Here is a 22,615-nt window from a genome sequence, read left to right as displayed (position 1 = left end):
CCGCGTGCCAAATTCTGAATCCCTACAGATACTTGATTCTCACACCTAAGCCGCCGCGACCAACTGACTCAGTAGTATTAGCGAAGCGTAACCCACCACGTCTGGCGACGCGTAGACAAAGTGGCGGGTTACGCCTTCGGCTAACCCACCCGATCGATCTACCATCTACGCTTTGAGCTGCGCGTAATCCGCGATGGCTGCGGTACCAACGTCCGGTTGAGGAACTCTCACCTTTCTCTGCGGTGTGGCGTTCGGGTGACGTGAATTTTGGAGGACAATGATAGGTTGTGCGTGGGGGCTCCGCAGTAGATTCGATTTCGGGGTCGACACCATGAAGAAGATCTTGCTGGGCACGTTTGCCCTCGTCGCACTTGCCGCTCCTGCCTCGGCCGCTGATCTGGCGGCTCGGCCGTACACCAAGGCGCCCCCTCCAGTGGTTGCTCCGATCTATGACTGGAGCGGCTTCTACATCGGCATCAATGGTGGTGGAGGCTCTGCCCATAAGTGCTGGGACCTGATCAATATGGGTGGCGTGGTCGTCGTTCCGCCCGCTTCCATGGGGTGCCACAATGCCACGGGAGGCACGGTCGGCGGTCAGATCGGCTACCGCTGGCAGATGGCGAGCTGGGTGTTCGGCGTGGAAGCACAGGGCAACTGGGCTGATTTCAAGGGGGCCAATGCCAACCTCGTCTTCGCGACCGTCCAGGATGAATCAAGGATCGATGCGTTCGGCCTGTTCACAGGCCAGGTCGGCTATGCCTGGAACAACGTGCTGCTCTATGTGAAGGGTGGCGCCGCGGTCGTCCGTGACAAATATCGCGCTTCCGATATTCCGACCGGGCTGGCGATCGACACCGCGAGCGAAACTCGCTGGGGTGGCACAGTGGGGGCTGGCCTCGAATTTGGCTTCGCTCCGAACTGGTCGGTCGGTGTTGAATACGATCACCTGTTCATGGGTCATCGCGACGTGAACTTCTACTTCACCGGAGTCTTTGGTCTTCCGCCGGGCGCTTTTGCAGGAACCGCCCGTATCGGCCAGGACATCGACATCGGCCTGGTTCGCCTGAACTACCGCTGGGGTGGTCCGCTCGTCGCGAAGTACTGATCCTCGCGCGAATGGAAGTTGGTGAGTGGCGGCGCGTTTGCTCCGTCATTGCGAGCGCAGCGAAGCAATCCAGACTGCCGCCGCGGAAAGACTCTGGATTGCTTCGCTCCGCTCGCAATGACGAGATTGAGGTGCGCGCGCTCCGCATTCTCGCCGTCATCGCCCGCCTTGTGCGCAATTGCGCGCTGGGGCGGGCGATCCAGTATTCAAGAGGCAGTGGTGGGATACGCAGGGGCCGCGGCGTACAGGATTCCGCTTTTGCGGGGAATGACTGCGGTGTGTGGTGCGACAGCTACGCGCTAACTAGACTTCCCGCCGGCTCAAGAACGCCAGCCGCTCGAATAGGTGCACGTCCTGTTCGTTCTTCAGCAGCGCGCCGTGCAGCGGTGGGATCAGTTTGCGCGGGTCGCGTTCGCGGAGCTGTTCCGGCGTCATCTCCTCGTTGAGGAGCAGCTTCAGCCAGTCGAGCAGCTCGGAGGTCGAGGGCTTCTTCTTCAGGCCGGGCACCTCGCGCACCTCGAAGAAGATGCGCAAAGCCTCTTCCACCAGGCGCTTCTTGATGCCGGGGAAGTGGACGTCGACGATGCGGCCCATGGTCTCGGCGTCGGGGAACTTGATGTAGTGGAAGAAGCAGCGGCGCAGGAAGGCGTCCGGCAGCTCCTTCTCGTTGTTGGAGGTGATCATCATGATCGGGCGCTGCTTCGCCTTGATCGTCTCACCGGTCTCGTAGACATGGAATTCCATGCGGTCGAGCTCGAGCAGTAGGTCGTTCGGAAACTCGATGTCGGCCTTGTCGATCTCGTCGATCAGCAGCACCGGGCGCTGCTCGGCGGTGAAGGCGTCCCACAGCTTGCCGCGCTTGATGTAGTTCTTGATGTCGGACACGCGGGCATCGCCAAGCTGGCTATCGCGCAGGCGCGAGACCGCGTCATATTCGTAGAGGCCCTGCTGCGCCTTGGTGGTGGACTTGATGTGCCAGGTGAGGAGTGGCGCATTCAGCGCTTTCGCAACTTCCTCGGCCAGCACCGTCTTGCCCGTGCCGGGCTCGCCCTTCACCAGCAGCGGGCGCTCCAGCACGATCGAGGCGTTGACGGCGACCTTGAGATCGTCGGTCGCAACATAGTCCTTGGTGCCGGTAAACTTCATCGCGCGTCCTTGTTGGTCATCGGGCGAGGTGCACCTCCGCCACAACATGGGAACGGCCGCTCCGAGCGGCCGTTCCGGGTTAGGTCAAGCTTTTCAGGCCCGTTTTATCAGCGAAAGGATGACGAGCACAATCACCGCACCGATCGTGGCGTCCAGGATCGAGCCGAACGTGCCGGTGGCGAGTCCGATGCCGAGCTGCGGCAGGATCCAGCCCGCGACCAGCGCGCCGATGATGCCGACCACGATGTTGCCGATGAGGCCAAATCCCGCCCCGTGGACTATTTTCCCGGCGAGCCAGCCAGCAATCGCGCCAATGATCAGCGCTGCGATAATTCCCATGGCAAAGATCCCCAAAACCAAGCCTGAAGCGCGGCAATTCTAGAGCAAAAAGCCTCCCGGTCCAGACCTTGGCCGAAAGCCGCGCCCCTTGACGGGAGCCATCCGACGGGCAATCTGTCACCCATGTTCCTGCAATTCTTCACCTCATTGCGCGACGCGCAGGTCCCTGTGACGCTGCGCGAATACCTCACGCTGATGGAGGCGCTCGACGCCGACCTCGCGGACTACACGGTCGAGAATTTCTACTATCTGTCGCGCGCCTCGCTGGTGAAGGACGAGCGCAACCTCGACAAGTTCGACCGCGTCTTCGGCACCGTGTTCAAGGGGTTGGAAAGCCTGCTCGACGCCATGGACAAGGCGGAGATCCCCGAGGAGTGGCTGAAGAAGCTCGCCGAAAAGTACCTCACGGAAGAAGAGAAGAAGCAGATCGAGGCCATGGGCTGGGACAAGCTCATGGAGACTCTGAAGAAGCGGCTCGAGGAGCAAAAGGGCCGCCATCAGGGCGGCAGCAAATGGATCGGCACCGCCGGCACCTCGCCGTTCGGCGCCTATGGCTACAATCCCGAGGGCGTGCGCATCGGGCAGGAGAAGAACCGCAACAACCGTGCCGTGAAAGTGTGGGACAAGCGCGAGTTCAAGGATCTCGACGGCAATGTCGAGCTTGGCATCCGCAACATCAAGGTCGCACTGCGCCGCCTGCGCAAATTCGCGCGCACCGGTGCGCCGGACGAGCTCGATCTCGACAATACGATCAAGCAAACCGCCAACCACGGCTATCTCGACGTCGTCATGCGCCCCGAGCGGCGCAACGCGGTCAAGCTCCTGGTGTTCTTCGACATCGGCGGCTCGATGGATTCGCATATCGAGCAGGTCGAGGAGCTGTTCTCGGCGGCGAAGAGCGAGTTCAAGCACATGGAGTATTTCTACTTCCACAACTGCCTCTATGAGGGCGTGTGGAAGCAGAACAAGCGGCGTTTCACCGACCGCACGCCGACCTGGGACGTGCTGCACAAATATCCGCACGACTACAAGGTCGTGTTCGTCGGCGACGCCTCGATGTCGCCTTACGAGATCATGGTGCCGGGCGGCTCGGTCGAGCACGTCAACGAGGAGCCGGGCTCGGTCTGGCTCGATCGCATCATCCGCACCTATCCGCATGCGGTGTGGCTGAACCCGGTGCAGCAGAAGCACTGGGACTATTCGGAATCGACCACCATCATCCGCCGCATCTTCGCCAACCGCATGTTCCCGATCACCATCGAGGGGCTCGAGGGCGCGATGAAGGAGCTGACGCACTGACCACACACGCTGTCATTCCGGGGCGATGCGAAGCATCGAGCCCGGAGTCCATCGGACCGCGGTGTTGGTGGAGAAATGGATTCCGGGCTCGCGCTTCGCGTGCCCCGGAATGACGAAAGAAGAGGGAGACACAACATGCCCCAAAACATCACCCGCGGCATCAAGGCGCTGGTCGACGAGGCCAATGCCGAGATCGAAACGCTCACCGCCAAGGACGCCATCGAAATCTCCAAGAGCGGCGACGTCGTGATCGTCGACATCCGCGACCCCCGCGAGATCGAGCGCGACGGCCGCATTCCCGGCGCGTTTGCCTGTACCCGCGGCATGCTCGAATTCTGGATCGATCCGCAGAGCCCCTATGCGAAGCCGATCTTCCAGGAGGACAAGAAGTTCGTCTTCCATTGCGCCGGCGGCCTGCGCTCCGCGCTCGCCGCCAAGACCGCGCAGGACATGGGTCTCAAACCCGTCGCCCACATCGCCGGCGGTTATGCCGCCTGGCGCGATGCCGGCGGGCCGGTGGAAAAGTGGGAGCCGAAGAAGGGGTGAGGGTGCTTCGCTGTCACTCCCAGCTCCGGCGTCATTCCCCGCGAAAGCGGGGAATCCAGTACGCCGCGGCCTCTCGGCTCAATCGCGACCGCCTCTGGAATACTGGATCGCCCGGTTCAAGCCGGGCGATGACAGCGGCGTTTTGACGCGCACTGCTTCAACCTCGCTCACGCGCGCCCCGGAATGACGACAAGGAAATGCATGCAATGACCACCACCGATCCCCTCGTCTCCACCGAATGGCTCGCCGCCCACATCAACGATGCCAACGTGAAGGTGCTCGACGCCACCTTCAAGCTGCCGGGCGTGCTGCCGCTGCCGAAGGACGACTATCTCGCCGCGCATCTGCCGGGAGCGGTGTTCTTCGATGTCGACGCGGTGTCCGACCATTCCAACCCGTTGCCGCACATGTTCCCGAGCGCCGAGCAATTCGGCCGTGACGTCGGCAGTCTCGGCATCGGCAATGCCGATACCGTCGTGATCTACGATGCCGGCGGCTGGGTCGCCGCACCGCGGGCGTGGTGGATGTTTTTGTCCTACGGCCACAGCAACGTGCGCATCCTCAATGGCGGGCTGAAGAAGTGGCGCGCAGAGGGGCGTCCCGTGGAGGGCGGCGAGGTGAAGCCGAAGCCCGCGACGTTCAAGGCAAGCTACGATCCGAAGCGCGTGCGCAGCATGCAGCAGTTGATCGCCAACGTCGAAAGCCGTGCCGAGCAGGTGATCGATGCGCGTCCGGCAGAGCGCTTCGAGGGCCGCGCCGCGGAGCCGCGGCCGGGCATCCGCTCCGGCCACATCCCGGGCGCCCGCAACGTGCCCTACGCCCAATTGTTCGATGCCGCGACCGGCGAAATGAAGCCGCTCGATGATCTGCGCGCCGCCTTCACCGGCGGCGGCGTCAAGCTCGACGCGCCGATCGTGACGAGCTGCGGCTCCGGCGTTTCCGCCGGCGTGCTGACGCTCGCGCTCTATCGGTTAGGCGTCACCGACACCGCGCTTTATGACGGCTCATGGTCGGAATGGGGCCAGGAAGGCGGCCCGGCCATTGCGACCGGGCCGGCGTGAGGTCCGCTCAGCGTGTGCGGGTGGTCGCCGCGTAGGCCGGCTGCTGATATTGCTGCTGATACTGCTGTAGCGGCTGCGTGGCGAAGGGATTGAAGATCTGCTGCCCTGGCATTGGCGGTGGTGGCGGGCGCCGCACGATCGGGTGGCGTTTCTTATGCGCGCGCTGCTTGGTGGGCTGCTTGTCAGCCGTGTCGCTCGCGGCCTTCGCTTTCGCCGGCGGATCCTGCGCGACGACCGTCGTGGCAGCAGCGAGCGCTGCGACCTCTGTGATTGTTTCCGATGGCGCGGGGCTGGCGGCGTCAGCCTGTTGCGGCTCGGGTGAGGCGACCGGCGTCGGCACCGCCTCGCCGGTAGCGGGCATGGTCTCGCTGGTCGAAGCTGTGGTTTCGGCCGATGCGGATTGCGGCGCCGGTATCTCGGCCGGCGGAGGGGGCGCTTCAGCAGCGGCCGGTTCGCCGGCAGCCGATGCCGCCGGCTCGCTGCCCATCTCCGGTGTCAGTGCGGCAACCTGTTCAGGTCCGCTTTCGGGAAGGCCGACGGTCGGGACCTCGTCTCGCACCGACGTCGAGGGCGGCAGCGGCTCGGCGCGGAGCGCCGCGAGCACCGGCTCGGTCGCTTGCGCAAACACCTGCTCCTGCGGGCCGTTTCGCCAGGACGGATTGCTGACGAACTGCTCATGCGTCGCCCGCAGCAGCGCGGCGGCCCCTAAGCCGAACACCAGGATGGAGGTAGACAACAGGATCGCGGCAAACAGGAAGCGAAAGCCGGGAAGCATCGAAGCGCAATTTCCGCCTTGGCAGGTTGGTGCCAAGGCCCTTGAGCCATCTGAACGCGGTGACGGTACTGAGTTGCCGCGTTCGCCGCGCGGGAAGCTGGTCAAAGCGGAGGGCGAATCAAGCTGATTCGAGAATACCCGAACACTCCTGAGCCGTTCCGCAAAAATCGGGGGCGGAGAGTCCGGCGACCTGCGGGCCCGCGCGATTTCCGGTCCGTGATGCACCGAAGCAACGGTCGCGCCGCCGATCACAAATCACCAAATCAGGCCCAAATCGGCCTGTTTTGTCTTGAATGTGCCGCGATCTTCGTCCATGTGCCGTTAACGGTCCGGTTGGGCCGGGGGTCTAAACTAGGGCGATGATGATCAAACATTTTCTGACGATTTGCGCTGCCGCGACAGCCGCTGCGGCGGGAACCTCGCTCGCGCAGGCTCAGCAGAGCTATCCGGTCCAGCAGGCCCCGGTCTACCAGCAGGGCTACCCGTCCGAATATCGTCCCGGCGACCGCGTGCCGAATTTCGACGCGCTCGATGATGACGACGACGCGATGCCGCCGCAGCAGCCGCGGAATTCTGCCGCGCTGCCGCCGCCCGGCCCGTCCGGTCCGGTGATGTCGCCGGATGATCCGCGCTATGGCCGCCCTGCGGGTGCCCCAGTCTACTCCAACAACGCGCCCCAGGGCCCGGTGATGTCGCCGGACGATCCGCGTTACGGCCGTCCGGCCGGTGCGCCGGTCTATTCCAACAATGCGCCGCAGGGCCCGGTGATGTCGCCGGATGATCCCCGCTATGGCCGCCCCGCGGGCCCGCCCGCAGTGATCTATGCCGACCGTCCGGCCGCGCCGCAGGGCGCCGATGACGGTCTGCGTCCGCCGGAAGGCGTCGGTGGACCCGCCGCGACCGGCGCCGTCCGGCCTGCCGGTCCGAATGGCCAACCGATGACGGTTGCGGCGCTTCCCCCCGAGGAGCAGCCTGACGCTGCGCCCACGCAGTTGTCGCCGAACCTGCGCCGCCAGGAAGTCGCGTTCCAGACCAAGGAGCCGGCCGGCACGCTCGTCGTCGATACCCCGAACACCTACCTTTACTATGTGCTCGGCAGTGGCCGTGCGATCCGCTACGGCGTGCGCGTCGGTCGCGACGGTTTCACCTGGACCGGCGTGCAAAAGATCACCCGCAAGGCTGAGTGGCCGGATTGGCATCCGCCGACGGAAATGATCGAACGCCAGCCCTATCTGCCGCGCTTCATGGCCGGCGGTCCCGGCAATCCGCTCGGCGCGCGCGCAATGTATCTCGGCTCGACCGTCTACCGCATCCACGGCACCAACCAGCCCTCGACGATCGGCAAGTTCGTCTCCTCGGGCTGCATCGGCATGCTGAACGAGGACGTCTCCGACCTGTTCGATCGCGTCAAGGTTGGCACCCGCGTCGTCGTGATGCCTGGCGGCCCGCCGCCGGGAACGGCAACTGCATCTGCTGCACCGGCGCCCGGCATTGCTGCGCCTGCCCCGATGGCCGCTCAAGCCGGCCCGGCCCCGGGCGCGCAGCCGACCGTGGTGCCGCCGCTGCCGGCGCCCGTCACGGTGCGCTAGGTCTCCTGTCTGGAGTGTCCTGACCTGCTCCGATAGGGCAAGACCTGGGCGGCTGCAAATGGGATCACGCGCCACGCCGCAAGGTCAAGACAACCTGGACGGCTCACCTTCGAACCACGCCGCGAGAATATTGGCGGGCTGAAATGATCGCGTGGTTCGGTGCATGAAACGGACATCTCGCGCGCTATTGGCAGTTTTGTTTTCGCTGACGCCGTTAGCCTTTGCCCAGGATCTTGTATTCTCTTTGATGTTTGCAGGTTTTCCCGATAGCCATATTACCGAGTATGATAGGGCGGTTGAACTTCCTCGACAGGTTTTGATCTGGGTAAGCTTCGCGTTAGCGCTCTATCTCATCTACCGCGCATTCCGCGTAAATAATCGGAGAGGCGTTGTCCATCTCGGGGTGATTCTGCTGTCGTACGTTTTGTTGTTCTTGTCTGCCAAACACGCTGTCGATTTCTATCTCAAGGACTATCTGCAACTCGATTTCGGGCAGGGCGGATGACGGAATAGAATATCTGGCTCCGTGAACCCGCAGGTGCTTGCTCATGACGTGGGCATATCGCTCTATGTTGGCGATTTCGTTCTCGCTGATGCCCGCAATGTCGGTCCTTTCTCTCGCGGTCCGCTCACACGGATACCCAAGCGAGACCGCATATGGTGCGGCGCGTGACTTTCCGGACGAGATCTTGATGTGGGCATGGGGCGCTGTAGCCGCCTATCTCATTTACCGCGCGTATCGCATAAATAGCCGGAGAGACATCGTCAGGATGGGGGCGATCCTGCTGTCGAGTGTTTTGTTACTGTTCTTGGCCGACCAGGCGATACATTTCTATCTCAAGGATTATCTGCAGCTGTTTGACGGATCGGGCGGTTGAACGCGAAGGGCGCCTGTGATGAGACGAGCACCTCCCCATCTCCGCGCGGCTCGGTGTCACCAGACGCTCGCAATGACGGTTGCGGAGTTTTGATCAGGTGAGCCTTCGCTGTGGCTCGCTGCCCTTCGTCCAGGCGTCGATCGCCTCGACCATCTGGCCGTAATGGATGCGTAGCCCGTCCGCGGTGGCGTAGCCGAGGTGCGGCGTCAGCACGACATTGTCGAGCTTGCGGATTGGATGATCGGTCGGCAGCGGCTCGATCGAGAACACGTCGATGCCGGCACCCGCGATCTTCTTCTGTTGCAGCGCCTCGAGCAGCGCCGCCTCGTCGACGATCGGCCCACGCGCGGTGTTGACGAGATAGGCGGTCGGCTTCATCCGCGCGAGATCGGCGGCGCCGACCAGTCCCCGCGAGCGCTCGCTCAGCACCACGTGGATGGTGATGATATCGGCCTTCGCAAACAGCTCTTCCTTGCTGGCGTAGCCGACGCCGAGTTCTCCGCATTTCTCGGCCGTCAGGTTGGGGCTCCATGCGATGACGTTCATGCCGAACGACTTCGCGATGCCCGCGACCTTGCTGCCGAGCTTGCCGAGCCCGACAACGCCAAGCGTCCGGCCCTCGATTTCGATGCCGGCAAAAGTCTGCCAGGGCTCGCCCGCATGCATGCGCGCGTTCTCGCGGCCGATGCCGCGGGTCAATTCCAGGATCAGGCCCATGGTCAGCCCGGCGGTCGGATCGCGGGAATATTGCGTGCCGCAGACCACGACGTCGCGCGCCTTCGCCGCCGCCATGTCGATCGCGGCGTTGCGCATGCCGGAGGTCAGCAGCAGCTTCAGCTTGGGGAGCGCCTCGAACAGGCTCTTGGGAAACGCCGTGCGCTCGCGCATCGCGCAGATGATCTCGAAATCTCCGAGCGCGCCGGCCGCAGCCTGCTCGGAGGCGAAGGGATGGTTGAACACCGTGACGTCGACACGGTCGGAGATCTTCGACCAGTCGGCGACGTCTTGGGCGATGTTGAAATAGTCGTCGAGAATTGCACAGCGCAGCCGTGTCATCGGGGAAACCGTCCATCCATGGCGAGGGGCGATAGCGCGGGCAGGAGACGCCATCGATCGAACCTCGCCATGCTTGCGCGCAATCGGCAGCCGGCGCAAGCGGCGGGAAGCTTCAAAAATCCGGCAGCAGGCGAGGCGTCAGAGGTCGCGCGGCTTCAGGCGGAACGGCGCATCCATGCCGTGCTTGGCGCGCCAGGCGGGGCCGGGGCCGCGCATGTAGTGCAGTTCCGGGCGGTAGGGATTGAAAGCCGTGGCGAAGAACCGGACCCAGAACGCGCGGAACTCGGCAAAGAGGTTAGAGCCTCCGGCTCCTGCCGGGACGGGATGAGAGGTTGTCTCGATCATTGCCATGATACGGCCTCGCTGTTCTCCCCGCCGCTTCTGCCGCGGGTGGCGCTTTTTGTGGCGCCACGACCAGCTTTGGCCTGCTTTATTAAAAAATGGTTTCAATTGTCCGGATCGGCCGTCCGGATGGTGTCCATCCCGTATTCAACCGTGGTGAACGGAGGGAAAACGTTGCCCTTTGGGGGCGGGATCGCTACATCGGCGGCAAGCAAATTTCCTCAAATCGAAGGTTTTACGGGACCGATGGCGCGCCAGTTCGTCTATTTCATGGAAGGTCTGACCAAGAGCTACCCGACCCGCAAGGTGCTCGACAACATCCGCCTGAGCTTCTACCCGGACGCCAAGATCGGCGTGCTCGGCGTCAACGGCTCCGGTAAGTCGACCCTCCTCAAGATCATGGCGGGCCTCGACAAGGAGTATACCGGCGAGGCGTGGGTCGCCGACGGCGCCCGCGTCGGCTATCTCGAGCAGGAGCCGCAGCTCGATCCGAAGCTTTCGGTGCGCGAGAACGTCATGCAGGGCGTCGCCAAGCAGAAGGCGATCCTCGACCGCTACAACGAGCTCGCCGTCAACTACTCGGACGAGACTGCCGACGAAATGACCAAGCTCCAGGATGAGATCGAGGCCCAGGGCCTCTGGGATCTCGACAGCAAGGTCGACCAGGCCATGGACGCGCTGCGCTGCCCGCCCGACGATGCCGACGTCACGAAACTGTCCGGCGGTGAGCGCCGCCGCGTCGCGCTGTGCCGGCTGCTGCTCGACCAGCCCGAGCTGCTGTTGCTGGACGAACCGACCAACCATCTCGACGCGGAATCCGTGTCGTGGCTTGAAGGGCACTTGCGCAACTATCCCGGCGCGATCCTGATCGTCACCCACGACCGCTACTTCCTCGACAACGTCACGGGCTGGATCCTCGAGCTCGATCGCGGCCGTGGCATTCCCTACGAGGGCAACTACTCGTCCTGGCTGGTGCAGAAGCAGAAGCGGCTCGAGCAGGAAGGCCGTGAGGAAGCCGCGCACCAGAAGACGCTGGCCCGCGAGCAGGAGTGGGTCGCGTCCTCGCCGAAGGCGCGTCAGGCAAAATCCAAGGCGCGCTATCAGCGTTATGAAGAGCTGTTGAAGCAGGCGAGCGAGAAGCAGAGCCAGACCGCACAGATCATCATTCCCGTCGCCGAGCGGCTCGGCGCCAATGTCGTCGACTTCGAAGGCCTCAGCAAAGGCTATGGTGACCGCCTCTTGATCGACGATCTCACCTTCAAGCTGCCGCCCGGCGGCATCGTCGGCGTGATCGGCGCGAACGGCGCCGGCAAAACCACGCTGTTCAAGATGATCACCAAGCAGGAAACCCCGGACAACGGCACCATCACGGTCGGCGAGACCGTGCATCTCGGCTATGTCGACCAGTCGCGCGATGCGCTCGACGGCAAGAAGACCGTGTGGGAGGAAATCTCCGGCGGCAACGAGCTGATCCTGCTCGGCAAGAAGGAAGTGAATTCGCGCGGCTACTGCTCGTCGTTCAACTTCAAGGGAGCCGACCAGCAGAAGAAGGTTGGCGCGCTGTCGGGCGGTGAACGCAACCGCGTGCATCTTGCCAAGATGCTCAAGTCCGGCGCCAACGTCCTGCTGCTCGACGAACCGACCAACGACCTCGACGTCGATACGCTGCGCGCGCTCGAAGAGGCGCTGGAGGATTTTGCCGGCTGCGCCGTCATCATCAGCCACGATCGCTGGTTCCTCGACCGCATCGCGACCCACATCCTGGCCTTCGAAGGCGACAGCCATGTCGAATGGTTCGAGGGCAACTTCCAGGACTACGAGAAAGACAAGATGCGCCGCCTCGGCCAGGACAGCATCATTCCGCATCGCGTGAAGTACAAGAAGCTGACGCGGTGATTTCAGCATGATGCGGCGGGCGCTCATTGCTGCAGTGATCGTGGTCACCTGCGGCTGGTCGTCCGCCCACGCCGCCGACGCGGCCTTCACCCAGTTCATCGCATCGCTGTGGCCGGAGGCGCAGGCTGAGGGCGTGTCGCGTGCGACGTTCGATGAGCAGACGCGCGGGCTCGAGCCTGATTACAAGCTGCCCGATCTGATCCTGCCGGGACGACCCGCGACCGGCGCGCCGTCGCAGGCCGAGTTCGTGCAGGTGCCGGCGGATTACATCAAGGAAGCCTCGATCGCGCGGCTGGCCGGCGAGGGACAGCGGCTGCTGCAAAAATATCGCGACGCGCTCACCCAAATCGAGAAGAGCTCTGGCGTGCCTGCCACCGTCATGCTCGCGATCTGGGGTCGTGAGACCGACTATGGCCGCTACACGCTGCCTTATGATCTCGTGCGCGTGCTTGCGACCCAGGCCTATGTCGGCCGGCGCAAGGATACGTACCGCAACGAGTTCATCCTGGCGCTGAAAATCCTTGGCGAGGGCGTGGTGACGCGTAAGGACATGCGCGCGTCCTGGGCCGGCGCCACCGGCCTCACGCAGTTCCTGCCCTCCGAATACTACAAGCACGGCGTCGATTTCGACGGCGATCGCCGCATCGACATCTGGCATTCGGTGCCGGACGCGCTGGCCTCTGCCGCGCAGCAGCTCGTCAACAAGGGCTGGCAGAGCGGTGTGCGCTGGGCCTATGAGGTGCAGGCGCCGGCGAAGGTCGATTGCACCAGCGGCGTGCCGGAGGTGACGAAACCGATCGGCCAGTGGCTGCGCGAGGGCTTTGTGCCGGTGCGCGGGCAAAAGCTGAGTGCGGCTGAACTGGCGCAGCCGGCGTCGCTGCTCCAGCCCGAAGGCATCTACGGCCCCTCGTTCCTGACCACGAAAAACTACTTCGTCATCAAGGAATACAATTTCTCCGATCTCTACGTGCTGTTCGTCGGCCATCTCAGCGATCGCATGACGAGCGCGCTGCCGTTTGCGACGCCCTGGTCGGCCTCGAAGCAACTGCGAACGAAGGATGTCGAAGCGATGCAGCGCGGGTTGACGCGCATCGGGCTCTACAAGGACAAGCTCGATGGCAAGGCGGGCATGCTGACGCGCGCGGCGCTTGGCGCCTATCAGAAGTCGGCGGGGTTGAAGGTCGATTGCTGGCCGAGCGAAGAGGTGCTGCGCTCGATCCAGGCGGCGCGATAAGGCGACCGAAAAGAAAAAAGCCCGGCCGATGGTCTCGGCCGGGCTTCGATCGTGACGCGTTTGCGCCGTGCGATCAGATCAGTAGCAGACGCGAACCGGGCGGACGACCCAGCCGTAACCGTCCCAGTAACGCTGGCGCTGCCAGTAGCAGGGCGCAGGCGGCGGGGGCTCGGCCACGTAGACCGGTCCGCCATAGGCCGGACGGCTCGACGCGATGGCGCCGCCGACGATGGCGCCGCCGATCAGGCCGGCTGCGATGCCGGCGCCGACGCCGTCATTGGCTTTGGCGGGCGGAGTGGCGGTCACCAGCGAACCGGCGATCGTCGCAACCGTGAGGGCGGCAACAAAAGTCTTCTTCATGCTCTTGGCTCTCCTGGGAGATGGACGCTCCTTGTTAGGAACGTCAGGGGTTCAAAGGTTCACGCACACTCTGATGAAATTGGCCTCTGGGCTAGGAAGCGCGCAAATGGTCAATCCACGGTAAACGCACGCGGAGCTGTGACGAGAAAAAGCGGTCTTTTTCGGGCCCCGAGATGAACGGGGTGTCCGTAATGAACCGGCTTTTTGCGTCTTAGCCACAGACCCGGACGCGGCGCACACGCCAGGCATAACCGTCCCAGAAGCGCTGCCGCTGCCAGACGCAGCCGCCATAATAGTCGTCGGCGGCATAGCCCGGGCCCGGGCCGTAGTAGCGGGGCGGGGGCGGATAGCCGGGACCATAATAGTAACCGGGGCCGGGTCCGTAGTAATACGGGGATGCCAGCGCGCCCCCGACGATGGCACCGCCGACGATGCCGGCGGCCACGCCCGCGGCGACACCGCGCTGCGCATGGGCTGGCGCAGGCGCAAGCGCCGATGCGGCCAGGGTGGCGGCGGCAGCGAGTGCCAGGAGCGATTTCTTCATGGATTTCACCTTTCACAGCGGACGCGGACGTGGTTCCGCACCCAAGGTTCCATATCCTGCTTGAATGATCAATGAACGGAATGCGTGCGGAAGACGACGAATGCGTGCGGGAGGCGGCTCCCGCGAAGCACGAAATCCGAGCAACAAGCCATGAACAGTCTGATGATGAGCGCCCTGATCGCCGTCGGGGCCACCTCGGTCATCTGCTTCGTCTTGATGACCCATGTGCAGAACCGCAGCCGGTGGCGCTCGCGCGCGGGTGCCGGAGCCGATAGCGGCGACAGCTATTCTGGAAGCACTGACGGCTTTGCGCTGGGGAGCTGGTTCTCCAGCGATACTTCGTCGGTCGATAGTTCCGGTAGTCCGAGCGACAGCGGCTCCTGTAGCGTCAGCAGTGACAGCGGCAGTAGTGACAGCGGCGGCAGTGGTGGCGATTGCGGCGGAGGCGGGGACAGCGGTGGTGGCGGAGGCGGCGATTAGGCCTGCTTTCGGTTGCAACCTTGATCCAGAGCAAGTTGTCTTTTTAGACCCGTTCTAGGCTGAATCGCGGCTCAGTTTGGAATAGCTTCAAATACCGGTTTTTCCTTTTGCATCCGGCCGAGCCCTTAAATATCGATGTTGGCGCATCACCGAAGGGCCTGCCGCTTTCCATGATCGTCTGTTCCTGTAACGTGTTGAGCGATGACGACATCCGCGCCGCCGTCGCCGATTCCGACGACGCTGTGCGTCATGCCAAGCAGGTCTATGGCTGCCTCGGTTGTAGCGCCGAATGCGGACGCTGCGCGCGCACCATCAAGACCATCATCGATGAAGCTCTCGGCCCGTGCGCCAAGTCCTGCTGTGCCGGCTGCCCGCATAGCCACCAGGTCGCCGCCAACGACGAAATCGTCGAGCCCGCCGACTTCGCACTCGCTGCCTGCTGACTTCTTTTTCTTCAATCGGCTGAGCTTATCCCCGGGTGCGACCCTGCGATGGGTTGCTCTCGTTCCAAACTTGTTTTAGAAGCGTTCTAAATTCGGTTTATTACCGATGAGGCCGCAAGAGCTGGAGTGAATCATGCAGGGCGACGCGAAAGTAATCGAATATCTCAACAAGGCACTGCGTCACGAGCTCACCGCGATCAATCAATACTGGCTGCACTACCGCTTCCTCGACAATTGGGGCCTGCGCGACATGGCCAAGGTCTGGCGCAAGGAATCCATCGAGGAGATGGAGCACGCCGACAAGCTCACCGAGCGCATCCTGTTCTTCGACGGCTTCCCGAACATGCAGGTGCTCGATCCCCTGCGCATCGGCCAGAACGTCAAGGAGATCATCGATTGCGATCTCGCCGCCGAAATCAGCGCGCGCGCTCTCTACCAGGAAGCGGCCACCTACTGCCACAGCGTGAAGGACTACGTCACGCGCGACCTGTTCGAGAAGCTGATGAGCGACGAGGAGCACCACATCGACTTCCTCGAGACCCAGCTCGACCTGATCGGCCGCATCGGCCTCGAGCTCTACACCCAGAAGCACGTCGGCGGACTCGAGGGCGAAGGGCATTAAGGTCCGCGCTCGCAACATGCGCCAATGTCGTCCCCGCGAAGGCGGGGACCCATAGCCACAGGCCGGTGTTGTTGCGCGAACTGGCAATTGCCAGTCTTCATCAAATTGCTGCTTGTGCTTATCGCGACGAGCGCAAGCGCTCGCGCGGGGGGCCCGGATCTGCGCTCGCTCTGGACAAACGCTCCGCGTTTTCCAGGAGCTCGCTTGTCCGGGACGACACCGTAATCGTTACGGCAGCTACAGCTGCGTCTTGTAGCGCGCTTCCACTATGTCCTGGCTCTCCGGCTCGCCCAAGCCCGTCTGGTCGTGAATGACCTCGACGATGCTCGGCATCACCGCGCGCTGCACCTTCACCTCCGGCGACCACAGCTTTGAGCGCATCAAGGCTTTGCCACAGTGGAAGTAGACCTCGCTCACCGTGACGCTGAGCACCGCGCGCGGCGGCTTGCCGAACTCGACCATCGAGCCGAGCAGCTCCGGATCGGCGGACAGCGTGCCGCGTCCGCCGACGCGCAGCGTCTCGTCGATGCCTGGCACGAAGAACAGCAGGTGCACGAAGCTCGAGCCTTCGACGACATTCCTGAGACTGTCGATCCGGTTGTTGCCGGAACGATCGGGCATCAGCAACTGGTTGGGGCCCGCGACATGGACGAAGCCGGGACCGCCGCCGCGCGGCGAGGCATCGACGCTGCCATCAGCGCCTGACGTCGCCAGCACGCAGAACGGCGACATCTCGATGAACTTCCTGGCATGCACGTCGATCGCGGGCCGCGCTTTCGCGATCACGCGCGGGCTCGGTTTCGGATAGATGCTGGCGAGGTCTTCGGCGCAAAGATCGGTCAACGGCGTGCCTCCGTTTGAGCTGCGCCTCAAACTACCTGATCGGGTTGCTCTCAGCTAACGAAATCCGGCATGTCATGATGCGCTAGACAGCATCTGCCGGCACAAAGCAGCTGATGATGATGCGGCCCGATGGTGTACGTACCACACCACGGCCTGACCGACGGGATTGCCACGATCGCGGCGGCGCGCATGCGCGGCGGTTGATGCGATGCGAAATCAGCGGCCGCGCACCGCTTTCACATCGCCCGCTGCGGGGCGGTCTGGAGCAATTGCCGGAGTTGCTCGGCGTAGAACTTTGCGTTGCCGGTGGTGCCGTGGCCGCGCGTCTCCGTGCTCGCAGGGATTAGGTACAGGCGGCCGTTCTTGACCCGCTTCATCGCCGCTTCAGTGACGCCCGTCTCCGGCGGATTGCGCTCGTCGTCAGCAGCGTTGATCAGCAGCAGCGGCGCCTCGATCCGCTCCAGCGGCTCCGAGGCATTGTAGTCGTGCGAGGATTCCCACTGCCAGACGAAATCATTGGCATCCGCGGTGATTGGTGCAGCGAGCCGTTCGTCGACCATCTTGTCGGCCTTCGCCGCCGTCGGCGCCTGGGCCTGATAGGCGAGCGTCCCGCCGATGCTGGCGATGCCATAGGCGACGATGGCGTATTTCATCATCCGCGGCTGGCTCGTGTAATTGCCGCCGTTGTAGTCGGGATCGCTGCGGATGGTGTCGAGCATGATCCGCCGCATCATCCAGTTGCGCGATGCCATCTCGGTCGGCTGCGAGGCCATCGGCACGAGCGCATCCATGCTTTGCGGATATTTCTCGCCCCACAGCCAGGTCTGCATGCCGCCCATGGAATTACCGATCACGAGGCGCAAGTGCTTGATGCCGAGGCCTTCCGTCACGAGGCGGTACTGCGCCTTGACCATGTCGTCGTAATCATATTTTGGAAAGCTCGTCTTCATCCCGTCCGACGGTTTTGACGATTTACCATGGCCGACCGCATCGGGAATGATGATGTAATATTTCGACGCATCGAGCGGCTGCCCGGCGCCGAACAATTCGCCCGCGAAGGCCGGCGTCAGCATGCCCGCGGCCGATTGGCCGGTGCCGTGCAGCACCAGCACGGGCTGCCCGGTCGGCTCGCCGATCGTGGTGTAGTGCAGCTTCAGCTCCGCCATGGTCTCGCCGGTGTGGAACTTGAAATCCCTGGCGACCCAGTCGCCCTGCTTCGGGGCTGGATAGTCGGCGGCCATCGCCGACATCGAAATGGACAGCAGGCCGGCCGATAGCGCCGCGCACGAAGCTTTCATGGTTCTCTCTCCTGTGCAGCTCGCTTCATTCGGGCCGCTTCGAGGGCGATCCTAACAGCATCGCCCCGAGGGTCGAGAGCGGATACAAGGCCGGCCGTCAAAACGTTTTTCGCGGCGATGCATCGCCAAAACGGAAATATTTAGGCAGCCGGCGAACGAGCCCGCCGGCTCATTCGTGCTTGAGAAAACCGAGCGCGTACCAGCCCCAATAAACCCTGTGGCGCTGGATCAGGCCCTTGTCGATCTCCATGATCTCGACCAGCTCCATCTGGTCGCCGTCGGGAGAGACGCGTGGATATTCCCAGGTGACGATACGGCCGTCCGTGAAAAAGCCTTGCTTGAAGCGCTTGCGCTGAGGCGGATTGGTCTGGAAAACGCGCGCAATGAAGCTGCCCAAATTGTCCTTGCCTTTGACGATGCCGATCGGGGTCTTCATGAGATGTCGGACCAGCGGGCTTTCGATGGATGCGTCATCGGCATAGAGCGCAAGCGATGCCTCAAGATCCTTGGCGCCGAGGGCTTCGTCCCACAGCTTGCATATGCGTTCTGCATCCCTTTGGTGGGCTTCGTTGATCATGGTGTAATCCTCTGGATTCGAGGGACATGTCCCAAGGATCGCAGAGGACGCGCCGCCAAAGTTTCACCGAATCCTGAAATGACCGCCTTTGGTATGATTGCGATGACGCGGCGGGGGGCCCAGATCAGGGTCGGGAGTATCTGATGATGGTCGCACGACGATCGGTTCAATCAGGGTTTTCGCGGCTCACAGAGGCTTTGAGCGATCCCGCGCGCGAAGCCATGGTGAGTGCGCTGTTCGGCGGCAAGGCGCTGCCCGCGGGGGAACTCGCATCGCTAGCCGGCGTGTCGCCGCAAAGCGCCAGCGCGCATCTCCAGAAGCTGACGGAGTCGCGGCTGCTTTCGGTGTGGCGGCAAGGTCGGTTCCGGTATTATCGGATTGCCGACGACGAGGTCGCGGGCCTGATCGAGAACCTCGTCAATGTCGCCATCAGGGCCGATCATGCCGAACGCATGCGAAGCGTGCCGACGCCACTCCGGCAGTCGCGGGCCTGCTATTGCCATCTCGCGGGTCAGCTCGGCGTCGCGCTGCGGGACGGTCTGATGTGCCGCGAACTGATTGCGATGCGTGGCACAGAGGGCTCCCTCACCGAGCAGGGCCTGGCCTGGTGTTGCACCGAGGAGATCGACTTCAAGCCGGGCCGTGATCCTCACATGCGCCTCTGCAACGATTGGACCGAGCGTGTTCCGCATCTAGCGGGCCCGTTTGCCAATGCGCTCCTGAAGCGGCTGGTCGAGACGCACGCGCTCGTGCCGCATTGCATTCCACGTGCTCTTCGTCTCACGCCGAAGGGGCGCGCCTTCTTCGAGCGGCTTCGCGTCCCCGTTCCGTTCTGACCCACCGTGGTGCCGATGACATCGGCGGACCCGGCATGTAGCATCGGGCTGACGCCGATCGTCCTCGAACCGAAGCGCCTTTCAGGAGGAACTTATGTGCCGCAACATCAAGACGCTGTTCAACTTCGAGCCGCCGGCGACGGAGGACGAGATTTACGCCAGCGCGCTGCAATTCGTGCGCAAGCTGTCCGGCTTCAACAAGCCATCGCAGGCCAATGAGGCGGCATTCGATCGTGCGGTGACGGAGGTGTCGGAGGCGGCGCGGCGGCTTCTGACCTCACTGCACACCCACGCGCCGGCGCGGGATCGCGCGGTGGAGGCCGAGAAGGCGAAGGAGCGCTCGCGGCTGCGCTTCAGCTAGCGGCTTACGTGACCTCTCTCACGGTCGAGGACCTCGCGACGCGCGAGGATGTTCGCCGAAGTTTTTGAGCGAACCGTGAGCATCACCATGAGCCGCCCTCTGATCTCTCTGAAAGCCGGTGCCGTCATCTTCACGGTGCTGTGGACCACCTGGACGATGTGGTGGAGCGGCTCCCACAGCAGCGCCAATGTCGTCATCCTGGCGGCCTCCGGAGCGGCGGTCGGCTATGTCTGGTACCGCGCCATGCGCTGGCAGTTCGAGCGCATGGGCATGGTGCCGCACAAGGACGATTCGTCCGCGCGGTAGGCGCGGTCAGCGCCTATTTGTCCTTGTTGCCGTGCTTCTTCTTTTTTTTCTTCTTTTTCCCGTGATCGTCGTCGCCATCCGGCTCGTCGCCGTCGTCATCGGCGAAGACGTCCGTCTCGCCATCGTCCTGGACGGCGGCTTCCAGCGCCTCGCGCTCGGCGGCTTCGCGTTCGCGCTGCCGGCGCCGCTCGTCCCAGGCATCAAAAAGCTGCTCCAGCCATGGCAGCACCTGCTCGATTTGGGGCAACTGACCGGGCGGACCAGCCTCGCCGCGCGGGCCTTGCGGGCCAACGGGTCCCTGCGGTCCGGCAGGCCCCTGCGCTCCGATGGGGCCACGCGGACCGGCCTCTCCCGGCTTGCCTTGCGCGCCCGGCTTGCCCTGCGGTCCGGCCTTTCCGACCGGGCCCGGCTTGCCCTGCGGCCCCGGCTTGCCGCGTGTAACGTCCGGGCCACGCCGCCCGGGATGTCCCTGCGGGCCCGGCCGTCCCGGCTCGCCCTGCCGCCCACGCGGACCCTGTCGCCCCTGATCGTCTGCCACGCCACTGCTCCTGATTCAGAAGCCCGTTAATTAGCGGCGTTTCACGACAGCAGCAATTGCGCGGGGTCGCTCTGGTGGCCTCGGTCAACATCAAAGGCGGATGGGGCTGTGGCCTCACGCTCTAATCGTGATAGGCGGGGACGTCGATGCCTTCGGCTGCGTAGATCCGGATCTTGTTGCGCAGCGTGCGCACGGAGAGGCCGAGCACGCGCGCGGCGCGCGTGCGGTTGCCGTCGCAGCGCGCGAGCGTCTGGAGCACGAGCTCGCGCTCGATCTCGCCGACGGTCGATCCAATCAGGAGCGGTACGATTTCATTGGGGGCAAGAGACTGCGCAGCCGACGAAGACGCAGCCGAGTGAACAATGGTCATTAACACACCTCCCGACCAACGCCCGCTTCCATCGATGGAAGCGGATCGAGAACAAACGACCCCCAAGCCGTAGTTCTACGGTGGCCGGGTTTGGTTAACGGATGGTTAACAACGGCGAAATGCTTGAATTCACCTTGGGATAACCGCAAAGCCGCCGCCATTGGCACAAGCTGCGTAGCCCGATCACACCGTCCTGTAGCCGCCATCCACCATGACGATCGAGCCGGTGACGAAGGCCGACAGATCCGACGCCAGGAAAATCGCAGGTCCGACGATATCCTCTGGCTTGCCGGTGCGGCCGAGCGGCGTGTGATCGACGAAAGCCTGCACGAGCGCCGTATTGGTGGCGCGCACCTGGGCATTCAGCGGCGTCTCGATGAAGCCCGGTCCGATCGCGTTCACGCGGACGCCTTCCTTGCCGAGCTCGGCGGCGAGCGCCTTGGTGAAGCCGAGCACGCCGTGCTTGGAGGTGGTGTAGGCGGCCGAGCTCGGCGTGCGCAGATGCACGAAGGACTGGATCGATCCGATATTGACGATGCGGCCCTTCGTTGCCCGTAGCGGCGCGAGATAGGCCTGCGTCATGTTGAAGACACCGTTGAGATTCAGCGAGATGATGTCCTGCCAGTCCTTCGCAACCGTCTCGGCGTCCGCCGTGAATGCGTTGCGGCGTGTGATGCCGGCATTGTTGACGAGGATCGAGACCTGCCCGATCTTTTCCGCAACCTCCTTTGCCAGCGCAAAGCAGGCCTCGCGGCTGGTGACGTCGAGGGCAAAACTGTCGGCAGTTCCGCCGGCGCTGCGGATCGTGTCCGCAGTCTCCGCTGCCGCGCCCGCGTTGATGTCGAACAGCACCACGCGCGCCCCTTCGCGCGCATAGCCTGATGCGATCGCGCGGCCTATGCCGGAGCCTGCGCCGGTGATGACTGCGATGTGGTTGGCGAGCAGGGACATGGCGCTTCCTCGACGGTTTTTTTCTGGTGTTGCCGACAAGCTGATTCAAAACCGAACCAATCGAAACGCCAAGCCACCTTTGCGCGTTGCTGTCATCCCGTTTTGGATGCCGCGTGATTTGGACGAAGCGCGCGGCCGCGACACGCCGATCAGGCCTCATTGAGGAACCGGTGCCGGCAGGATGCGCGGAGATTCGTGCCGGATTCATGTCGAAGTTTCGCGAAAGGCTAACCCGAAATTAAGACGTCGGAAACGCCGCGCTTGGCATACTGGCTTTCGTTGCTAAGTGTTGCGCGCATGATGGATCGGATTGAATCCTGGAAGCTGGCCCTCGAACGCCTGCGGACCGCCCACACCGTCGATTGGGACGAGGCGGGCCGGCTTGCGGCCGAGATCGCCCGTGCGAGCACCGACACGACGCTGCGCCAGGCGGCCGAGCAGGCGATTCCGATCCTGCGCCAGGCCGCCCATGACGGGCAAGCCCACGACGTCACGGTCGCGGCGCAGCGCCGCCTCGGTGTCGTGCTCGAGGTGATCCACGGCCTGACCGCCCCGCGCTTCGGCCGCCGCAACGCGCTGCCGAAAAAGCTCACCAACGAAGAACGCGCGCGCCGCACGCTCGGCCTGCCGCTCGCGGTGCAGCTTACCTGCGATGACATCCACCAGGCCTATCGCCGTCTCGCCAAGACCATGCATCCCGACCGCGGCGGCAGCGAGCAGGCCTTCCTCGACCTCGCCGCCGCGCGGGATATTTTGATTCATCCCGGCGCGCACAAGGACGCGTGAGGCGTCAGCTTCTGTTCACGCAGCTCGGATAGGG

Annotated in this window: 30 protein-coding genes; 17 read left to right on the top strand and 13 right to left on the bottom strand. The window is 63.6% G+C overall.

Going from position 1 to position 22,615, the window contains the following annotated elements:
- Positions 1-331: 331 nt before the first annotated feature.
- The gene (locus Q2941_RS07265; protein ID WP_458192034.1) at positions 332-1,105 is read left to right on the top strand and encodes an outer membrane protein; all 774 of its coding nucleotides are present in this window, start codon (positions 332-334) and stop codon (positions 1,103-1,105) included.
- Positions 1,106-1,408: 303 nt separating this feature from the next.
- On the opposite strand, the gene Q2941_RS07260 is transcribed toward Q2941_RS07265, so the two are convergent.
- A complete protein-coding gene (locus tag Q2941_RS07260) occupies positions 1,409-2,251 on the bottom strand; it encodes an AAA family ATPase (protein WP_027522430.1) in 843 nt (280 codons plus the stop codon).
- Between the two features lie 93 nt (positions 2,252-2,344).
- Positions 2,345-2,590: a GlsB/YeaQ/YmgE family stress response membrane protein gene (locus Q2941_RS07255; RefSeq protein WP_449384625.1), complete on the bottom strand. Its 246-nt coding sequence runs from the start codon at positions 2,588-2,590 to the stop codon at positions 2,345-2,347.
- 123 nt (positions 2,591-2,713) lie between these two features.
- On the opposite strand from Q2941_RS07255, the gene Q2941_RS07250 reads away from it, so the two are divergent.
- The 3 genes from Q2941_RS07250 to sseA all read left to right on the top strand — a co-directional run bounded on the left by Q2941_RS07250 (position 2,714) and on the right by sseA (position 5,496).
- A complete protein-coding gene (locus Q2941_RS07250) occupies positions 2,714-3,889 on the top strand; it encodes a vWA domain-containing protein (RefSeq protein WP_254111151.1) in 1,176 nt (391 codons plus the stop codon).
- 135 nt (positions 3,890-4,024) lie between these two features.
- Positions 4,025-4,435 carry a rhodanese-like domain-containing protein gene (locus tag Q2941_RS07245; protein ID WP_027522427.1) on the top strand — a complete coding sequence of 137 codons (411 nt, stop codon included), beginning with the start codon at positions 4,025-4,027 and terminating at the stop codon, positions 4,433-4,435.
- 206 nt (positions 4,436-4,641) lie between these two features.
- The gene (gene sseA / locus Q2941_RS07240) at positions 4,642-5,496 is read left to right on the top strand and encodes a 3-mercaptopyruvate sulfurtransferase (RefSeq protein ID WP_458192033.1); all 855 of its coding nucleotides are present in this window, start codon (positions 4,642-4,644) and stop codon (positions 5,494-5,496) included.
- Positions 5,497-5,503: 7 nt separating this feature from the next.
- Here the strand turns inward: sseA and Q2941_RS07235 are convergent, their stop codons facing one another.
- Positions 5,504-6,271 carry a hypothetical protein gene (locus Q2941_RS07235; RefSeq protein WP_458192032.1) on the bottom strand — a complete coding sequence of 256 codons (768 nt, stop codon included), beginning with the start codon at positions 6,269-6,271 and terminating at the stop codon, positions 5,504-5,506.
- Positions 6,272-6,633: 362 nt separating this feature from the next.
- On the opposite strand from Q2941_RS07235, the gene Q2941_RS07230 reads away from it, so the two are divergent.
- The 3 genes from Q2941_RS07230 to Q2941_RS07220 all read left to right on the top strand — a co-directional run bounded on the left by Q2941_RS07230 (position 6,634) and on the right by Q2941_RS07220 (position 8,738).
- Positions 6,634-7,860, top strand: coding sequence for a L,D-transpeptidase (locus Q2941_RS07230; RefSeq protein ID WP_027522425.1), 1,227 nt, complete (start codon positions 6,634-6,636; stop codon positions 7,858-7,860).
- A 163-nt stretch (positions 7,861-8,023) separates the two neighbouring features.
- The gene (locus Q2941_RS07225; RefSeq protein WP_035661978.1) at positions 8,024-8,365 is read left to right on the top strand and encodes a hypothetical protein; all 342 of its coding nucleotides are present in this window, start codon (positions 8,024-8,026) and stop codon (positions 8,363-8,365) included.
- Positions 8,366-8,408: 43 nt separating this feature from the next.
- Positions 8,409-8,738 carry a hypothetical protein gene (locus Q2941_RS07220; RefSeq protein ID WP_156944223.1) on the top strand — a complete coding sequence of 110 codons (330 nt, stop codon included), beginning with the start codon at positions 8,409-8,411 and terminating at the stop codon, positions 8,736-8,738.
- Between the two features lie 93 nt (positions 8,739-8,831).
- Here Q2941_RS07220 and Q2941_RS07215 read toward each other — a convergent pair whose 3' ends face one another.
- Both Q2941_RS07215 and Q2941_RS07210 read right to left on the bottom strand, forming a co-directional pair.
- Positions 8,832-9,794: a D-2-hydroxyacid dehydrogenase family protein gene (locus Q2941_RS07215; RefSeq protein WP_027522423.1), complete on the bottom strand. Its 963-nt coding sequence runs from the start codon at positions 9,792-9,794 to the stop codon at positions 8,832-8,834.
- Positions 9,795-9,932: 138 nt separating this feature from the next.
- Complete coding sequence (locus Q2941_RS07210) at positions 9,933-10,145, bottom strand: hypothetical protein (protein ID WP_027522422.1); 213 nt, start codon at positions 10,143-10,145, stop codon at positions 9,933-9,935.
- A gap of 237 nt (positions 10,146-10,382) precedes the next feature.
- Between Q2941_RS07210 and ettA the strand changes: the two genes are divergently transcribed.
- Together ettA and Q2941_RS07200 are read left to right on the top strand one after the other, a co-directional pair.
- Positions 10,383-12,032, top strand: a complete 1,650-nt coding sequence (ettA, locus tag Q2941_RS07205; protein WP_027522421.1) for an energy-dependent translational throttle protein EttA — start codon at positions 10,383-10,385, stop codon at positions 12,030-12,032.
- Positions 12,033-12,039: 7 nt separating this feature from the next.
- Positions 12,040-13,266 carry a lytic murein transglycosylase gene (locus Q2941_RS07200; protein ID WP_458192031.1) on the top strand — a complete coding sequence of 409 codons (1,227 nt, stop codon included), beginning with the start codon at positions 12,040-12,042 and terminating at the stop codon, positions 13,264-13,266.
- A gap of 78 nt (positions 13,267-13,344) precedes the next feature.
- On the opposite strand, the gene Q2941_RS07195 is transcribed toward Q2941_RS07200, so the two are convergent.
- Positions 13,345-13,626: a hypothetical protein gene (locus Q2941_RS07195; protein WP_027522419.1), complete on the bottom strand. Its 282-nt coding sequence runs from the start codon at positions 13,624-13,626 to the stop codon at positions 13,345-13,347.
- Positions 13,627-13,837: 211 nt separating this feature from the next.
- Positions 13,838-14,170 (bottom strand): hypothetical protein, encoded by a 333-nt coding sequence (locus tag Q2941_RS07190; protein WP_027522418.1) that lies wholly within the window; start codon positions 14,168-14,170, stop codon positions 13,838-13,840.
- Between the two features lie 150 nt (positions 14,171-14,320).
- On the opposite strand from Q2941_RS07190, the gene Q2941_RS07185 reads away from it, so the two are divergent.
- The 3 genes from Q2941_RS07185 to bfr all read left to right on the top strand — a co-directional run bounded on the left by Q2941_RS07185 (position 14,321) and on the right by bfr (position 15,715).
- On the top strand, positions 14,321-14,650 hold the full coding sequence (locus Q2941_RS07185; RefSeq protein ID WP_035661974.1) for a hypothetical protein: 330 nt from the start codon (positions 14,321-14,323) through the stop codon (positions 14,648-14,650).
- A gap of 170 nt (positions 14,651-14,820) precedes the next feature.
- Positions 14,821-15,093 carry a (2Fe-2S)-binding protein gene (locus Q2941_RS07180; RefSeq protein ID WP_027522417.1) on the top strand — a complete coding sequence of 91 codons (273 nt, stop codon included), beginning with the start codon at positions 14,821-14,823 and terminating at the stop codon, positions 15,091-15,093.
- Positions 15,094-15,226: 133 nt separating this feature from the next.
- On the top strand, positions 15,227-15,715 hold the full coding sequence (bfr, locus tag Q2941_RS07175; protein WP_027522416.1) for a bacterioferritin: 489 nt from the start codon (positions 15,227-15,229) through the stop codon (positions 15,713-15,715).
- Positions 15,716-15,952: 237 nt separating this feature from the next.
- Here the strand turns inward: bfr and Q2941_RS07170 are convergent, their stop codons facing one another.
- The 3 genes from Q2941_RS07170 to Q2941_RS07160 form a co-directional block, all read right to left on the bottom strand.
- Positions 15,953-16,558, bottom strand: a complete 606-nt coding sequence (locus Q2941_RS07170) for a pyridoxamine 5'-phosphate oxidase family protein (RefSeq protein ID WP_458192030.1) — start codon at positions 16,556-16,558, stop codon at positions 15,953-15,955.
- A gap of 236 nt (positions 16,559-16,794) precedes the next feature.
- Positions 16,795-17,856, bottom strand: a complete 1,062-nt coding sequence (locus Q2941_RS07165; protein ID WP_458192029.1) for an alpha/beta fold hydrolase — start codon at positions 17,854-17,856, stop codon at positions 16,795-16,797.
- Between the two features lie 169 nt (positions 17,857-18,025).
- Positions 18,026-18,433 (bottom strand): nuclear transport factor 2 family protein, encoded by a 408-nt coding sequence (locus tag Q2941_RS07160; RefSeq protein WP_458192028.1) that lies wholly within the window; start codon positions 18,431-18,433, stop codon positions 18,026-18,028.
- Positions 18,434-18,576: 143 nt separating this feature from the next.
- On the opposite strand from Q2941_RS07160, the gene Q2941_RS07155 reads away from it, so the two are divergent.
- The 3 genes from Q2941_RS07155 (at position 18,577) to Q2941_RS07145 (ending at position 19,936) form a co-directional block, all read left to right on the top strand.
- Positions 18,577-19,269, top strand: coding sequence for an ArsR/SmtB family transcription factor (locus Q2941_RS07155; RefSeq protein WP_458192027.1), 693 nt, complete (start codon positions 18,577-18,579; stop codon positions 19,267-19,269).
- Between the two features lie 94 nt (positions 19,270-19,363).
- Entirely contained in the window at positions 19,364-19,630 is a 267-nt protein-coding gene (locus tag Q2941_RS07150) for a DUF2277 domain-containing protein (RefSeq protein WP_027522412.1), read from the top strand.
- A gap of 87 nt (positions 19,631-19,717) precedes the next feature.
- Positions 19,718-19,936 (top strand): hypothetical protein, encoded by a 219-nt coding sequence (locus Q2941_RS07145; RefSeq protein ID WP_458192026.1) that lies wholly within the window; start codon positions 19,718-19,720, stop codon positions 19,934-19,936.
- 13 nt (positions 19,937-19,949) lie between these two features.
- Here the strand turns inward: Q2941_RS07145 and Q2941_RS07140 are convergent, their stop codons facing one another.
- The 3 genes from Q2941_RS07140 to Q2941_RS07130 all read right to left on the bottom strand — a co-directional run bounded on the left by Q2941_RS07140 (position 19,950) and on the right by Q2941_RS07130 (position 21,795).
- Positions 19,950-20,474: a collagen-like domain-containing protein gene (locus Q2941_RS07140; protein WP_458192025.1), complete on the bottom strand. Its 525-nt coding sequence runs from the start codon at positions 20,472-20,474 to the stop codon at positions 19,950-19,952.
- Between the two features lie 121 nt (positions 20,475-20,595).
- Complete coding sequence (locus tag Q2941_RS07135) at positions 20,596-20,844, bottom strand: helix-turn-helix domain-containing protein (protein ID WP_027522409.1); 249 nt, start codon at positions 20,842-20,844, stop codon at positions 20,596-20,598.
- A gap of 183 nt (positions 20,845-21,027) precedes the next feature.
- The gene (locus Q2941_RS07130; RefSeq protein WP_254111161.1) at positions 21,028-21,795 is read right to left on the bottom strand and encodes an SDR family NAD(P)-dependent oxidoreductase; all 768 of its coding nucleotides are present in this window, start codon (positions 21,793-21,795) and stop codon (positions 21,028-21,030) included.
- Between Q2941_RS07130 and Q2941_RS07125 the strand changes: the two genes are divergently transcribed.
- Together Q2941_RS07125 and Q2941_RS07120 are read left to right on the top strand one after the other, a co-directional pair.
- Complete coding sequence (locus tag Q2941_RS07125; protein WP_458192024.1) at positions 21,794-21,958, top strand: hypothetical protein; 165 nt, start codon at positions 21,794-21,796, stop codon at positions 21,956-21,958. The genes Q2941_RS07130 and Q2941_RS07125 overlap by 2 nt on opposite strands.
- A 134-nt stretch (positions 21,959-22,092) precedes the next feature.
- Positions 22,093-22,581 carry a J domain-containing protein gene (locus Q2941_RS07120; protein ID WP_027522407.1) on the top strand — a complete coding sequence of 163 codons (489 nt, stop codon included), beginning with the start codon at positions 22,093-22,095 and terminating at the stop codon, positions 22,579-22,581.
- Positions 22,582-22,615: the final 34 nt, after the last annotated feature.

The sequence above is a fragment of the Bradyrhizobium sp. UFLA05-153 genome, assembly GCF_054185185.1.
This window is presented reverse-complemented; position numbering and strand designations above follow the sequence as displayed.

Excerpts from the sequence above, each read along its gene's own strand:
- Q2941_RS07150 (WP_027522412.1), top strand. The coding sequence starts at position 19,364 with ATGTGCCGCAACATCAAGACGCTGTTCAACTTCGAGCCGCCGGCGACG.
- Q2941_RS07200 (WP_458192031.1), top strand. The coding sequence starts at position 12,040 with ATGATGCGGCGGGCGCTCATTGCTGCAGTGATCGTGGTCACCTGCGGC.
- Q2941_RS07215 (WP_027522423.1), bottom strand. The coding sequence starts at position 9,794 with ATGACACGGCTGCGCTGTGCAATTCTCGACGACTATTTCAACATCGCC.
- ettA (WP_027522421.1), top strand. The coding sequence starts at position 10,383 with ATGGCGCGCCAGTTCGTCTATTTCATGGAAGGTCTGACCAAGAGCTAC.
- Q2941_RS07135 (WP_027522409.1), bottom strand. The coding sequence starts at position 20,844 with ATGACCATTGTTCACTCGGCTGCGTCTTCGTCGGCTGCGCAGTCTCTT.
- Q2941_RS07220 (WP_156944223.1), top strand. The coding sequence starts at position 8,409 with ATGACGTGGGCATATCGCTCTATGTTGGCGATTTCGTTCTCGCTGATG.
- Q2941_RS07120 (WP_027522407.1), top strand. The coding sequence starts at position 22,093 with ATGATGGATCGGATTGAATCCTGGAAGCTGGCCCTCGAACGCCTGCGG.
- Q2941_RS07265 (WP_458192034.1), top strand. The coding sequence starts at position 332 with ATGAAGAAGATCTTGCTGGGCACGTTTGCCCTCGTCGCACTTGCCGCT.
- Q2941_RS07235 (WP_458192032.1), bottom strand. The coding sequence starts at position 6,271 with ATGCTTCCCGGCTTTCGCTTCCTGTTTGCCGCGATCCTGTTGTCTACC.
- Q2941_RS07180 (WP_027522417.1), top strand. The coding sequence starts at position 14,821 with ATGATCGTCTGTTCCTGTAACGTGTTGAGCGATGACGACATCCGCGCC.
- bfr (WP_027522416.1), top strand. The coding sequence starts at position 15,227 with ATGCAGGGCGACGCGAAAGTAATCGAATATCTCAACAAGGCACTGCGT.
- Q2941_RS07155 (WP_458192027.1), top strand. The coding sequence starts at position 18,577 with ATGATGGTCGCACGACGATCGGTTCAATCAGGGTTTTCGCGGCTCACA.
- Q2941_RS07245 (WP_027522427.1), top strand. The coding sequence starts at position 4,025 with ATGCCCCAAAACATCACCCGCGGCATCAAGGCGCTGGTCGACGAGGCC.
- Q2941_RS07145 (WP_458192026.1), top strand. The coding sequence starts at position 19,718 with ATGAGCCGCCCTCTGATCTCTCTGAAAGCCGGTGCCGTCATCTTCACG.
- Q2941_RS07255 (WP_449384625.1), bottom strand. The coding sequence starts at position 2,590 with ATGGGAATTATCGCAGCGCTGATCATTGGCGCGATTGCTGGCTGGCTC.
- Q2941_RS07260 (WP_027522430.1), bottom strand. The coding sequence starts at position 2,251 with ATGAAGTTTACCGGCACCAAGGACTATGTTGCGACCGACGATCTCAAG.
- Q2941_RS07185 (WP_035661974.1), top strand. The coding sequence starts at position 14,321 with ATGAACAGTCTGATGATGAGCGCCCTGATCGCCGTCGGGGCCACCTCG.
- Q2941_RS07250 (WP_254111151.1), top strand. The coding sequence starts at position 2,714 with ATGTTCCTGCAATTCTTCACCTCATTGCGCGACGCGCAGGTCCCTGTG.
- sseA (WP_458192033.1), top strand. The coding sequence starts at position 4,642 with ATGACCACCACCGATCCCCTCGTCTCCACCGAATGGCTCGCCGCCCAC.
- Q2941_RS07230 (WP_027522425.1), top strand. The coding sequence starts at position 6,634 with ATGATCAAACATTTTCTGACGATTTGCGCTGCCGCGACAGCCGCTGCG.
- Q2941_RS07130 (WP_254111161.1), bottom strand. The coding sequence starts at position 21,795 with ATGTCCCTGCTCGCCAACCACATCGCAGTCATCACCGGCGCAGGCTCC.
- Q2941_RS07225 (WP_035661978.1), top strand. The coding sequence starts at position 8,024 with ATGAAACGGACATCTCGCGCGCTATTGGCAGTTTTGTTTTCGCTGACG.
- Q2941_RS07160 (WP_458192028.1), bottom strand. The coding sequence starts at position 18,433 with ATGATCAACGAAGCCCACCAAAGGGATGCAGAACGCATATGCAAGCTG.
- Q2941_RS07125 (WP_458192024.1), top strand. The coding sequence starts at position 21,794 with ATGGCGCTTCCTCGACGGTTTTTTTCTGGTGTTGCCGACAAGCTGATT.
- Q2941_RS07195 (WP_027522419.1), bottom strand. The coding sequence starts at position 13,626 with ATGAAGAAGACTTTTGTTGCCGCCCTCACGGTTGCGACGATCGCCGGT.
- Q2941_RS07210 (WP_027522422.1), bottom strand. The coding sequence starts at position 10,145 with ATGGCAATGATCGAGACAACCTCTCATCCCGTCCCGGCAGGAGCCGGA.
- Q2941_RS07165 (WP_458192029.1), bottom strand. The coding sequence starts at position 17,856 with ATGAAAGCTTCGTGCGCGGCGCTATCGGCCGGCCTGCTGTCCATTTCG.
- Q2941_RS07190 (WP_027522418.1), bottom strand. The coding sequence starts at position 14,170 with ATGAAGAAATCGCTCCTGGCACTCGCTGCCGCCGCCACCCTGGCCGCA.